We start from the raw sequence: 13,161 nt of genomic DNA, 5'->3' as shown, positions 1-13,161 counted from the left end.
TTATTTATGTCACCTCACATAACCCTTCTTCTCATAGACACCGCCCCGGCCTCAATCAGCGCTCTGGAGACACTCCAGAAACAGTACGGTGATGTGCTCAAGGTGGTGGGCGTTGCCGACAGTTTTCTGGAAGGTCTCAAGGTAATTCAGAGAACAAACCCCATGGTCGTGATCCTGCATGTGGATGACCTGGAAAAGGGTGTCAAGGAAGTCGGCTACATCGTATCAACATTTCCGCGCGTCTCCGTTTTCGTGACGGCTGACAACAACACCACCGAGTGGGTTTTGGGCCTCATGCGCGCCGGCGCCATCGAGTATCTGTTCCACCCCCTGCAGACTTCTGCCCTTCGGGATGCCATTCAGAAAGTCGGCAGGATCTGGATGCCGATGAGCGATAACGTGAAGCAGAAGGGAAAGGTCATTACCGTCTATAACCCGCTGGGTGGCATGGGAACCACGACCATTGCGGTCAATCTGGCCACCTGCCTTGCGACGGAGAGTGCCAATGTTGCCCTGATCGACCTGAACCTGTTCAGCGGCGATGTGGCAACCTTCCTCAATATCAATCCAACCTACACCCTGAGCAGCGTCACTAAGAATATCTCCCGTCTCGACTCCAACTTTCTGGCGTCGGTCATGACCCAGCATCCCCTGGGCATGTCCGTGCTCACCGAACCGCTGGAAGTTGATGAATCAAGCGAAGTTACCCCTGAACAGCTTACCCGAATCCTGCATGTTCTCAGTGAAATGTTTGCCTACGTTATCATTGATACCGGCGGGCATATCGTTGGGGGGAACGTGTCGGTATTCGAGTCGTCGGATCACATCCTGTACACTACGGTCATGAACCTTCCCGGCCTGAAAAACACGAAACGGTATGTCGCCAGTTTTGAAAGAAAAGGCTTTCAGAGGGGAAAGGTGAAACTGATCGTCAACAGGTATATTCCCCGTGCCGACATAAGCATTGAAGATGCCCAGAAGGTCCTTGACTGGAAGGTCTTTCACACAATACCCAACGAGTACAAGGATGTCGTTGAATCAATCAATAAGGGGGTGCCGATTGTCAAGCTGTACCCCAGGTCGGCGGTCAGTAAGGCCATAGTTCAGCTGGCCGAACTGCTGAAGTAGCGTATGCATCCTGTAACTCATAACGGCTGGAGTTGACCTTATGCCATTCCAAAACTATCCATCCGACCCCGGAAGAATCAATGTGTCTGGTTCCGTTCCGTTTTTCCAGGAGCTGAAAACCAAAATTCACCGAACTCTGATTGAACGTGTCGATATCAGTAAGCTGGAACAGCTCAGGGGCAATGACCTGACGCGGGAAATCGGTTACATCGTCGAAAGCCTGATCGCCGAGGAAGGTGTTCCCCTGAACCAGCAGGAAAAGGAACGTCTGATTATTGAGATCCAGCACGAGACCTTCGGCCTTGGACCGTTGGAGCCGTTGCTGGCCGACCCGGATATTTCGGACATCCTGGTAAACAGCTGCTCGAATATCTATGTGGAGCGTTTCGGCAAGCTTCACAAAACCGATATTGTATTCAGGGATAACGCGCATCTGCTGCAGATCATCGAGAGGATCGTCTCCAAGGTTGGCAGGAGGATCGACGAGTCGTCTCCCTATGTGGATGCCCGTCTGCCCGATGGCTCCCGCGTCAACGCCATCATTCCTCCGCTGGCCATTGACGGGCCGGCCCTCTCCATTCGTCGCTTTGGTGTCGAACCTCTCAGAATTGGTGATCTGTTGCGCCTGGGGGCACTGGACGACAAGATGTTCAAGATCCTTGAAGGTGCGGTGAAGACCCGTCTCAATATCCTGATATCGGGCGGTACCGGTACAGGTAAGACAACGCTTCTGAACGTGCTCTCCGAAAACATCCCTTCCACGGAACGGATCATCTCCATCGAGGACTCCGCCGAACTCCACCTGAAACAGGAGCATGTGGTCAGGCTGGAAACCAGGCCGCCCAATATCGAGGGGAGGGGCGAGGTTACCCAGCGTGACCTTGTCAGGAACTCGCTCAGGATGAGGCCGGACAGGATCATCATCGGCGAGGTGCGCGGCGGTGAGGCGCTGGACATGCTCCAGGCCATGAACACCGGACACGACGGTTCGCTCTCCACGATCCACTCCAACTCCACCCGGGACGCGATGGCGCGACTGGAAACCATGGTGCTGATGGCTGGCATGGATCTGCCACAGAAGGCTATCCGCGAACAGATCGCGTCGGCAATAAACATCGTCGTGCAACTGGTCCGCTTTGCCGACGGAACGAGAAAGATCGTCAAGCTGACCGAGATCAACGGGCTGGAAGGGGATACCATTGTCATGCAGGATATTTTCGTTTTCGATCAGAAGGGGGTCGACAGTGACGGGAATATCGTGGGTACGTACCGACCGACCGGAGTCCGGCCACGTTTCGCTGAACGCTTCAAGGTCTATGGTTTCGATCTTCCGGCTGGAATTTTTGAAAGGTAGGTGGTGACCAGTGTTACTTGCTGTCTTTCTGGCTTTTTTTGCGGTGTTTGTCGCGGTGATGGCTATCTATTTCTGGCTTACCGCCGTGAAAGAGTCTCCCGCCGCCGAGTTGAAGAGACGTTTGCGGCGGATGTCCCTGGATGCCAGATACGAGAGCATTCCTGAAGATCTCCGCGCGGAACTGCTGAAAGAGGCGACACCGTTCGAGACTTTTGTCAGCCGCATTCCGTTCATGAAGCGCTTGGACATCTATCTTGACCAATGCGGATTCAAGATTCAGCCGCTTACCTTTCTGCTTGTGATTGTCTTGGCTGTTTTACTGAGTTTCCTTGTCGCGTTCATATTCAGGCCCAGCCTCCTGTTTGCGGCGTTTGTGGCTGCCTGCGTTCTTGTGGGCGCCTGCGTCTATGTCTCGAATGTCAGGAAAAAGAGGTACAGCTCCTTTACGGAACAGCTCCCCGACGCTCTCACCATGATCGCCCGATCGCTCAGGGCCGGGCATTCCCTGACCAGCGCAGTCGAGCTTGTGGGAAGCGAGACACCGGAACCGCTGGGCGGACTCTTCAGGGCCGCCTATGAACAGCAGAAGCTGGGGCTGAGGATCACGGATGCGCTTGGCGGCATGCTGCAGAGGATGGATAGCCTTGATCTCCGTTTTTTTGTCACGGTCATAACGATTCACGCGGAAAGCGGCGGCAATCTGTCCGAAATTTTGGACAAGCTTGCCGCAACCATCAGGGAGAGGATCAAGCTGAGGCGGCAGGTGCAGGTATATACCGCGCAGGGACGCATGTCGGGGTATATTCTGGTTGCCCTGCCCATCTTTGCCTTCTTTTTCCTCCAGTACGTCATGTTGCCGGGCTATGAGGATGTCTTTATGAAAGAGACAAAGGGGCATTATGCCATCGCCTATGCGATTATCTCCCAGATCATCGGTTTTCTGTTCATCCGGCGGATCATAAACATCCGGATTTAAGGAAGCTATCATGCTCATCGTAATCACAGGTTTTATCTTTTTGTCCGTGGCAATGGTTGTTTCTCTGGCGCTTTATCCCTTGCTGACAAAGAAGGGGGAACTTCAGGAGCGCCTTGAAAAGATGATGCCCGAAAAGCAGGCTTCTACCACTTTCTCTGAGGACAAGCCGTGGTGGAGGATTACCATCGAAGACCTGGGCGCAAAGCTTCCGGTTGCTGCAAAGGAACAGACAAAATACACCAGGATGTTGGTGGCGGCGGGCTTTCGAAAGGAATCTCTGTATCTGTTCCTGGGAAGCAAGTTGGCCCTGGCGCTGATCCTTCCGGGGATCTACATCTTTACGTATGCTCTGCCAAAGGGGGTTTTGATGGAACCGGAACCGCTCCTGTATACTACGGGCCTTGCGATTGCCGGATTCCTGTTGCCCAGTGGCTGGCTCATGTACAAGGTGAACAATCGTAAGACCGAGATATTCCATACCCTGCCGGACATACTTGACTTACTGACCGTGAGCGTGGAGGCGGGGCTGGGTATTGATGCGGCCCTCAACCGCGCCTGCGAGAGCCCGCAATTCAAGGGCAATCCGCTTGCGGAAGAGCTGAAGATCGCGGCGCGTGAGATCCGTGCCGGCAAGCCGAGGGGCGATGCCTTGAGGGACATGGCTGAGCGGACGGATGTTGAGGATGTCCGGGCTTTTGTCACCATGCTGGTGCAGACCGAGCGCTTCGGTACAAGCCTGAGCCTGGCCTTGAGGGTACATTCCGATTCACTGCGAACCAAGCGGAGACAGATCGCCGAGGAGCGAGCCGCAAAGACGGCGATCAAAATACTGTTTCCCCTGATCCTTTTTATCTTCCCGGCATTGATGATCATTCTGATTGGTCCGGCATTCTTCAAACTTATGGATATCTTTAAATGATACAAGGGAGGAGGTGAACCTAATGCCAATTGACTTTAACTCTATAGTTTTGATGGTTATCGCGGTTGAGCTGGCTCTTATTTATGTCAAGCTTGGAAAAAAATGATTTCTCGTGCCTGCGCTCAGCCGCCCACTACCATGAGGGCGGCTGAGGTGTTTTTGAGAAACGGAAAGCGCAATGAAAGTGATTAACGAAACGACCGGAGAGTGCATCGTTGCCAATCTTGTGGTGGCGGAAAGTCCTTTGGCCAGAATGAGAGGGCTTCTGGGCAGGGATTCGCTTCCCGCGGGCGAAGGATTGTTAATACATCCTTGCAAGGGGGTTCATACTTTCGGCATGAAATTCTCCATTGATGTCATGTTTCTTAACGGTGAAAACAAGGTTGTTGCTGTCAGAAATAACCTCCCTCCAAATCGCTTGACACGTATTTTCCTGTCATCCTCAAGCGTGCTTGAACTTCCCGCCGGAACTCTGGAGTCGATGACAATTTCACCTGGTGATGCGATTGTTCTGGCTTGAGTGAGGCCAGCCATGATGCCTTGAAATTGAATGGTTCTTTCGTGTTTGAGTAAAAAGGTGTCTGTGTGTTACTTGGAGCTGAAAATAAAAACAAAGTAAACACGAAAGTCATACTATTGATATCTCTGGCTGTGTTTGCCGCTTACCTTAAGGCAACCAGAACCGGAGCGCTTGTTCTCGATGATATGACCTTGATTAACTCAATCAGGGGGACTGAACCGTCATTTTCCCTGTTCTTCTCCGGAGACGGTCCGACATACTTTCGCCCTCTTGCCTATCTCTCCTTTTTTCTGGATATGAGACTGTTTCGCGGTGATCCGGTTGCAATGCATTTTGCCAATATTTTGATCCATGTCTGCAACTCGGTGCTGGTCTACTGTGTGGCGCTGCGGTTGACACATGATGATGCAGTCAGGCAGCGGAGCGCCATGGTTGCGGCTTTTATGTTCGGACTGCACCCGGTTAACTCCGAGGCGGTTATATGGATTTCCTCCCGTTATGATCTGCTCTGTTGTTTCTTCATGCTGGCCAGCCTGTTGCTGTTAGTACGTCAGGCGGCATCCGATACTGTCTCTTTCCTGGTTCCGCTGTCCCTGATGTTTCTCTGCTCGATGCTCTCCAAAGAGTCATCGCTTCTGTTCCCGGCAGCGGCAGTTGTATTTATCTTCAATGAGCGCAAGATACTTACGCAGATCAGGGCGCTGGCAATCATGGCATCCCTCATGCTGTCGCTGCTGTTCTATCTCTTTCTGAGAAACGGCCTGCATATCGCCGTTGATAAGGGGATCGGCGACTCACTGGCTGCTTCCGCCCATGTCGGTATAGGCGCCATGCTTGCCCACTGCATGGCGGCAACTGGTTTTTACGTCAAGAAGATGCTCTATCCCTTTCCCTTGAGTTTTGTTATTTCATCAATAAATAGTTCCTCCTGCCTGATCCTGTTTGCATTGTTTTTCGTAGTATTGACCGCTCTCTTCTTTATCAGGAGGGATCTTCGTTTTCCCATCGCCCTGATGGTTACGGCGCTGGTTCCCCCCCTCTACGCGATGATTGGCAGGCTTGCCTGGACACCATACGCTGAGCGATATGTCTATATCCCGATGGTTGGTTTCGCGCTTTTGGTTTCAATTGCGTCAAGTCGTTATCTACAGCGAATTCCCACAATTTTCCTGTTTGCCGGTATCTCGCTCCTCGCAATTCCCACGACATTTCGGGTCAATACCTGGACAGAACCCGTAACCTTTTGGAAAGACACTATTAGCAAGTCACCGCATTTCGGCACGCCTCACGTCCTGCTGGCGGCTGAACTGATCAGTACTGGCAGACTTGATGAGGCAGAGCAGCACATCCTTAGAGCCAGGGAACTGGGTATTACGAAGAGCAAAGAATTGAACTATGCCAGTGCCGTACACACCGCTCTTCTCGACGCAAGAAAGAGGAAACAGTAACGTAAAGGCCAATTATGACGTCCAGGAAACTCTCATCCATTGTCACGCCTTCCATTGCAGAGATCATCTTTCTCGGACTTTTCCTTTTTCTCTCCTTTTCGCGCGGAGCAGGACTGCTGAATGACGCCGACACCGGATACCATATCCGCGCCGGCGATTACATCCTTCAGACTCTTTCGATCCCGCGTCACGACATCTTCTCGTATCTGACTCCACCAATCCCCTGGACGGCCCACGAGTGGCTCTCCGAGGTTGTCATGGCCATTTTGCACCGCCAGTTCGGCCTTACCGGGGTAGTCGTCTTCTTTTCACTTCTGATCGCTCTCACCTACTACCTGTTGTTCAGGGAGCTGCGTTCGTATGAAGGCAACATCTTCATTGCCGTGGCAATCACCATTCTCGCCTTTGCCTCTTCCCAAATTCACTGGCTGGCGCGCCCGCATATCTTTTCCCTGCTCTTCATGGTGGCCTGGTACCATGTTCTGGACAGCTACCAGTGCGAGGATACAAACCGCCTCTTCCTGCTTCCTCCCCTGATGCTGCTCTGGGTCAACCTGCATGGAGGTTTCATCACCGGCTTTATTCTCTTGGGATGCTATGTTATTGGAAATTTTGTCCAGTGTCTTTTCAAGGCTCCAGCGGAAAGGGGAGGGGACAGACGCAAGCTTCAATCTCTTCTGAAGATCTCCATTGCCTGCCTGCTGGTGACACTGGTCAACCCTGTCGGGTACAAAATTCTGCTTTTCCCCTTCAACCTGGTCAATAACAAGTTCCTGATGGACCATGTCTCGGAGTTCCTTTCTCCCAATTTTCATGAGCCGCTGGTGTTCAAGTACCAACTGCTGCTGGCAATAGCGCTGCTGGCCTGCTCCCGGAAACGGCCCAACCCCATCGAACTGATCCTGATCCTCTTCTTCACCAACATGGCGCTCTACTCCATCCGCTATGTCACCCTGTTCGCCATTATTGCGGCGCCGATCCTGCTTCGCCGGGCCGATGAACTGCTGGAAGGGGCGCGCGGCGTTTTTACCGAATCGTTCAGGGTACGCTCTGCGAGGATCGCGGCCATGGATGGGTTCGCGGCAGGCTGGCTCTGGCTGTCAATTGGAGTGCTGGTTGTTGTACTGTGCGCTGCCGGCGGTACAATCGGATACAGCTTTGACCCGAAGCTGAAGCCCGTTGCCGCCGTGGAGTTCCTGAAAAAGGAGCACATCGGTGGCAACATGTTTGATAACGACGAGTTCGGTGATTATATCATCTATGCCGCCTGGCCTGAGTACAGGGTGTTCTTCGACGGCAGATCCGATATGTATGGCACGGAGAGGATGAAGGAGTACTTCAGTGTCACCAACTTTGAGCCGGGCTGGGAACGGGTGATCGAGACGTACCGCATCGACTGGTTCATTATCAGTGCGAAATCCGCGCTGTCACGGTACCTGCGAGCCGGGAACGGATGGAAATTGATCTATGCCGATCGGGTTGCCCACATTTTCGTCAAAGAGGTGCCCAAATACCGCTACCTGATTGATCGGTACCGGGATGTGCGGCCTTTGCCGGAAACCACGGAGAAGGATGCGAAGAGCGACGATGGAGCGTAACGCGGACAGCAAAGAAATCTCGGATCGTTATTGGTTGATCGGTTCATCCACCGCGTCCATCCTGTTTCATTGTGCCGCTTTTGCCGTTCTGAGCTGTAGCGCCACCCTCTACCCTGTGGTTGCATCGCCTTCAGCGAATCAGGTTCTCTGGTTCTATCCATCACTACTTTTCGGCTCCAGGACGGTATCAAGCGAGGTCGCCGACACCAACACATTATCTCGGACCAGGCGCGAGGCCCCTGGTCCTGTCTCACGCCCGGTCCCGGGCAGGACAGAACCGCCTGCGGCAACCACCCGCCAGGGCGCTGCTCCTGTCCGACAGGCCGATCCGGCGACAGTGGCTGCAGCGGAGCGCTCTGTCGCGCAAGAAACTCCCCGGGAACTCTCCCTTGCCGCCCTGCGGGTTGCGCCCCATCCTAAAGCTTCCCCTCCTGTCAAAACCGAAAAAGTGGCGCATCAATTCCAAAACCCATTGCAACCTCCGGCACCTGCTGTTGTGGCACAGCGCCAGCCACCAAAAGAAGCCGAGAAACAGCCGGATACGCCTGCTGTTGTTAGGCCACATCCCGGCGAGGCGGCATCGCTGGCAACTCCTGTTGCCATGCCCGCGGACCAGAAAGAGAATCAGGCGCTTTCAACAGACTCTACTCGCCAGGGAGGGCACAACTTCGACAGAAACCCGGAGGGCAGTAACCTGCTTCAGCCGGTAAACCGGGGAGGGAGCGGTGCGCCAACGGCAGGGGGGGCAGTCGTGAAAGAGGGTGAGGTCGGTCCGGCGCTGCCGGCGGCGCTTTCCCTGAAAAATGAGTCGACCAGGCCGCAGGGAGTCACCCATGCCGCAACAGAACACAACGGAACAGGGCATCGGTCGCCTGTTGTCACCACCGGCGGAACTGTTCGTGATGATGGAACGGTTGCTGGGAGAAAAACCCTGTCCGCATCGCCTGCCAGGAGCGCCTCTCCCGTTCCGCAGGGAGCGGCAAAGCAGGCGGAGCCTGCGGTCGTTGCCCGGGCACCGGTCCAGGAGGTCAAGCCTTCTGCAGCTGAGGCTCTGGAACGGAAGGCCGCGGCTGCGCCAGATCAGGCAAAAGGGCTATTCTCGCCACCGCTTACCGGCGACATCAAGTTCGAACTGGTTGCCCGTGATGATCTGCTGCGGGGGGTGAAAGTGACGGTCGGCTTCCGTGATTTTCCCCGCTCAAGGCGGGGCAGGCTTGTTTCGAGGGCCGAGGCCATGCGTATCAGGTCCATGAATCCGAAGATCGTCATGCCGGGTGAAAAGGCCATCCATGCCATCATCGACCATGCCGCCGAGGGAGTCTATTACCTGCGCGTCGAACCGGACCGGCAGCAGGTTTCGGATGTTTCGATCACGATCAGGCTTTTCGAGGGGAGCTCCCGGGCCAGAAACAAGACGGTTCGTGTGGGCGCGCTTGCCGGCAACCGGACCGTTATCCGGTTGATGATGCCCGAAGGAGTTGTCTGGGAGGATTCTTCCGCGTTTAGCGGAAGTCTGGAGGACTCCGACAGTGTTACCAGGTTCAATTCCGAGACAGGCATGGAGTGGAAGGAGTATCACTGATTATCCCCCCTTAATGCTTGGACTTTTTTTCATGGTAGAATGGTGAAACAGTGCCTGTATGCACCGCGAGAACCAACTCTACGGAGAGGGGGGGACAATGATTTCAGTCGTTATTGCGGCATATAACGAGGAGCGGCGGCTTCCCGATACATTGAGCAGGATTGCGGCGTATTTGAACCGCCAGGGGGTGTCGTTCGAAATAATCGTCGTGGACGATGGCAGCACTGACCGTACCTGTGAGGTTTCACGGCATATCTCCGCTTGCATTCCCACCGTTTCGATCATCAGGTACGAGAAAAACAGGGGCAAGGGGTACGCGCTTCGGACCGGCGTTCTGTCATCGCGAGGAGATATGGTGCTTCTTACGGACGCAGATCTCTCCACGCCGATCGAAGAATTGTCCCGGTTGTCACCCTTGCTGGAGCACGAGGAGTTTGATGTAGCAATCGGTAGCCGTGCCCTTGAACTGAGCCGGATCGTCAGGAGGCAGCCCTGGTGGAGGCAAGGCATGGGACGAATCTTCAACAGGGTTGTCCGCATGTTCGTTCTGGACGGCTTCGGTGACACCCAATGCGGATTCAAACTGTTTCGGGGCAGCGTGGCGCGGGATCTGTTTGGAAGTGCGCGAATCAACCGCTTCGCCTTTGACGTGGAGATCCTAGCGCTGGCATTGAAGCGCTGCTACCGTGTGGTCGAGGTACCCATCACCTGGGCCAACTCACCCGCATCCACGGTACATCCATTGCTGGATTCCTTGCGTATGCTGAGGGATCTCGTCAGGATCCGGATGGCACTCAGGGGGGGGCAGCGACAGGTTGCCGTGCCGGTGATGTCGATGAGGGCGAACGGGAAGTGTTGCCTTGCGCGAAGTCACGGATAAGCGCTGCTGTCGAATAGTATAATCCAGGAGGGGTGGGTATATGGAAGAACTGGGAAAACGGCTTGTCGTAGAGGGCAAGATTTCCGAGCAGCAGCTTGAGCAGGCCCTGGAACGTCAGAAACTTCATGGCGGCAGGATCGGACAGAACCTGGTGGCGCTCGGTTTCCTCACCCCTGAAGCCCTTGAGAGTTACTTCAAGAAGCATCCCGCTCCTCCAGTGACGGTGGATGATACCGAAATTGACGTCTCCCTGTTGACCGACCTGATCATGAAGCACATCCTTTTCATGGGAGAGTTCCGACTGGCGGACGTGGCCGAAAAGGTGAAGCTGCCGATCAAGATCGTCGACGCCATCATGGAAACACTGCGCAGGGACAAGTTCGTGGAGGTCAAGGGGGGGGCGGGGTATGCCACTGTTACCTATACCTTCAAAATAACCGACACCGGAAAGAACCGGAGCACCGAACTGTTCGAACTATGCCGCTATGTGGGGCCGGCCCCGGTTTCCCTGGAGTCGTACCGGCGCATGATTGAGCACCAGAGCATCAAGAACATCATCATCAGCGAGGAGAACATCGACAAGGCATTCGCGCACATGGTCATCGACGAGAGTATCCTGAAGCGCCTTGGTCCGGCGATCTGCTCCGGAAAGTCCGTGTTTATCTACGGTCCTCCCGGCAATGGCAAGACAGCCATTGCCGAGTCGATCGGGAAGATCCTTCCCAACGAGGTCTACATTCCCTACGCCATAACCGTTGGGGGACAGATCATCAACGTCTATGATCCGGTCAATCATGTCGCGGTGCCACCGGCCGTGGATGCCGGTTTTTATGATCAGCGATGGGTTCCGATCAAGCGGCCGGTGGTCATGACCGGCGGCGAGCTGACCCTCAAGATGCTGGATCTGGACTTCAACGAGGTTTCCAAATTCTATGAGGCCCCCTTGCAGATGAAGGCCAACAACGGGCTTTTCGTCATGGACGATCTGGGGCGGCAGCAGATCGAGCCGCACCAGCTGCTCAATCGCTGGATCGTTCCCCTGGATCGGAGAATCGATTTCATTTCGTTGAATACCGGCATGAAATTCCAGATTCCCTTCGATGTGCTGGTGGTCTTCTCCACCAACCTGGAGCCTGCTGAGCTGATTGACGATGCCCTGTTGCGCAGGCTCAGGTACAAGATCAAGATCGATCACCCCACGGAAATCCAGTTCGAAAGCATATTCAGGCGTATCTGCGCGAAGTATGGCGTCATATTTGACCGGGAGGCGTTCAGCTTTCTCGTCCAGGAGTGTTACGTTAAGAACAGCGTGAGGTTTAACGCCTGCCATCCCCGCGATATCGTCGAGCATATCGTCGATATTGCCCATTTCTACAACTGTCCGCCTGCGATGACACGCGAGACTGTCCGGGCTGCGTGGAGCAACTACTTCGTGGATTCGAGACGGTAATTGCTAAGGTTTGGCATAGATGTACGCAATGCGATACTATAGGTGGTTCATGAGAATAGCGCAGAGTATGGACAATGAAGCCTTCTATGGAATTCAAGCTATTAGTGGTGGTAGGACACGGCAATGTGGCCGAATTTGTTCAGGCTGCGGCATAGAACTATGGTAGAGGGATTGGGAGACGAGAGAACCTTGCGGGTTATGTCAGCTGCTGACGGCATTATTCCGCATAAAGCAGGTTTTTTTTACTTGCTTGTTGTTATCATCTCATCCCTTGTTAGCGCACGAGTCATCTTTTGGAATCACGCATGGAATTTTTCGTGGATGCCCGCGGGTTTGGCAAGTGTTTTCGTGTTTTTCTTCGTGGTTGTTCATCTCGGCATCGGACCATGTTGTGTGCTGTTCTGCGATACGGTATCTGAAGTGGCGAAGCTCAGACAGAGTAATTCCTGTCGTGCTCCGGGAGTATTGTTAAGGGCGTTCGCGAAAGAATACGTTACGTTGAAATATCTGTTGCATGGAATCATCGCCTATGGCCTGGTTTATGGAACGTTGATCAGTTATACAAATTTGAAGCCAGCAATCCCGCTTCTCAATCCTAACCTTTACGATGATTTCCTGTTTCGATTGGACCGTTCGCTGATTTCCTTCTTGTCATGTGGAGGGATCTTTGCGCTGCCCAGGTCTCCCTCTATTGCCCTGTTTTTCGATAAGATCTATTTATCATATGTGGACTCTTGCGTGTTTGACGCTTGTCGCTTCTTTCCGTGATCAGATTACTTTCTGGCGTTTTACGGTGGCCTGGTGTCTCGCCTTTGTATTTTCCATTCCAGTCTCAGTCCTTTTCCCATCTCTGGGGCCAGCATTTTATAAACCGGAGCTTTTTGCCCATATCAGCAACACTTTTTCCGCTGAAGTCATGAAAGGGCTGTGGAAAGGGTATCTCAGCTTCAAGATGGACCCGTACAGCACATTGGTGGTCAGGGCCAATGGAATCGTGGCAATGCCGAGTCTGCATATTGCGCTTGTGTATCTTTCCGTTGTTGTACTTGGAACGTATTCTCCCCGTTTCCGGTTTGTGCTGTATGGTTTTCTTGTCATATTTGTATGCGCAACGGTGTATCTCGGCTGGCATTATCTGTCGGACGGTATTGTGGGCATGATCGTGGGGTGGTGTGCCTACAAGATAAGTATGCAGTGGTTTCAGGAAAATCTTGATCATACGTAAGTAGCGCCTCCGATACCCCCACAAAGAATAACGAACGAAAGCCCATCTGTGTGGTGTTTAGCAGCCCAGCACATGGTCGTG

General features: G+C 53.7%; 13 protein-coding genes. 12 read left to right on the top strand and 1 reads right to left on the bottom strand.

Translation table 11 applies throughout. The features are described 5' to 3' along the window. The first annotated feature begins 6 nt into the window (after positions 1–6). The 7 genes from PPRO_RS13370 to PPRO_RS13340 all read left to right on the top strand — a co-directional run bounded on the left by PPRO_RS13370 (position 7) and on the right by PPRO_RS13340 (position 7,943). Entirely contained in the window at positions 7–1,128 is a 1,122-nt protein-coding gene (locus PPRO_RS13370; RefSeq protein ID WP_011736555.1) for an AAA family ATPase, read from the top strand. A 40-nt stretch (positions 1,129–1,168) separates the two neighbouring features. Then, a complete protein-coding gene (locus PPRO_RS13365) occupies positions 1,169–2,482 on the top strand; it encodes a CpaF family protein (protein WP_011736554.1) in 1,314 nt (437 codons plus the stop codon). 10 nt (positions 2,483–2,492) lie between these two features. Then, positions 2,493–3,458, top strand: a complete 966-nt coding sequence (locus PPRO_RS13360; RefSeq protein WP_011736553.1) for a type II secretion system F family protein — start codon at positions 2,493–2,495, stop codon at positions 3,456–3,458. A 10-nt stretch (positions 3,459–3,468) separates the two neighbouring features. Then, complete coding sequence (locus PPRO_RS13355) at positions 3,469–4,377, top strand: type II secretion system F family protein (RefSeq protein WP_011736552.1); 909 nt, start codon at positions 3,469–3,471, stop codon at positions 4,375–4,377. 178 nt (positions 4,378–4,555) lie between these two features. Beyond that, entirely contained in the window at positions 4,556–4,897 is a 342-nt protein-coding gene (locus tag PPRO_RS13350) for a DUF192 domain-containing protein (protein ID WP_011736551.1), read from the top strand. Between the two features lie 65 nt (positions 4,898–4,962). Continuing rightward, on the top strand, positions 4,963–6,345 hold the full coding sequence (locus PPRO_RS13345; protein ID WP_011736550.1) for a glycosyltransferase family 39 protein: 1,383 nt from the start codon (positions 4,963–4,965) through the stop codon (positions 6,343–6,345). Between the two features lie 14 nt (positions 6,346–6,359). After that, on the top strand, positions 6,360–7,943 hold the full coding sequence (locus PPRO_RS13340; RefSeq protein WP_011736549.1) for a hypothetical protein: 1,584 nt from the start codon (positions 6,360–6,362) through the stop codon (positions 7,941–7,943). Positions 7,944–8,193: 250 nt separating this feature from the next. On the opposite strand, the gene PPRO_RS21005 is transcribed toward PPRO_RS13340, so the two are convergent. Further along, the gene (locus PPRO_RS21005; RefSeq protein ID WP_157040019.1) at positions 8,194–8,358 is read right to left on the bottom strand and encodes a hypothetical protein; all 165 of its coding nucleotides are present in this window, start codon (positions 8,356–8,358) and stop codon (positions 8,194–8,196) included. A gap of 81 nt (positions 8,359–8,439) precedes the next feature. On the opposite strand from PPRO_RS21005, the gene PPRO_RS19640 reads away from it, so the two are divergent. The 5 genes from PPRO_RS19640 to PPRO_RS13315 all read left to right on the top strand — a co-directional run bounded on the left by PPRO_RS19640 (position 8,440) and on the right by PPRO_RS13315 (position 13,080). Then, positions 8,440–9,525, top strand: a complete 1,086-nt coding sequence (locus PPRO_RS19640; protein ID WP_157040018.1) for a hypothetical protein — start codon at positions 8,440–8,442, stop codon at positions 9,523–9,525. A gap of 97 nt (positions 9,526–9,622) precedes the next feature. Beyond that, entirely contained in the window at positions 9,623–10,405 is a 783-nt protein-coding gene (locus tag PPRO_RS13330; protein ID WP_049759728.1) for a dolichyl-phosphate beta-glucosyltransferase, read from the top strand. Between the two features lie 40 nt (positions 10,406–10,445). Then, positions 10,446–11,855: an ATP-binding protein gene (locus tag PPRO_RS13325; RefSeq protein ID WP_011736546.1), complete on the top strand. Its 1,410-nt coding sequence runs from the start codon at positions 10,446–10,448 to the stop codon at positions 11,853–11,855. A gap of 198 nt (positions 11,856–12,053) precedes the next feature. Beyond that, a complete protein-coding gene (locus PPRO_RS21000; protein ID WP_157040017.1) occupies positions 12,054–12,623 on the top strand; it encodes a hypothetical protein in 570 nt (189 codons plus the stop codon). Continuing rightward, entirely contained in the window at positions 12,598–13,080 is a 483-nt protein-coding gene (locus tag PPRO_RS13315) for a phosphatase PAP2 family protein (protein ID WP_198138278.1), read from the top strand. Before PPRO_RS21000 ends, PPRO_RS13315 begins: the two co-directional genes overlap by 26 nt. Positions 13,081–13,161 lie beyond the last annotated feature (81 nt).

The organism is Pelobacter propionicus DSM 2379, assembly GCF_000015045.1.
Classification (GTDB): domain Bacteria; phylum Desulfobacterota; class Desulfuromonadia; order Geobacterales; family Pseudopelobacteraceae; genus Pseudopelobacter; species Pseudopelobacter propionicus.
Note: the sequence above shows the minus strand (reverse complement) of the source record. Positions and strands in the feature narration are given on the sequence as shown.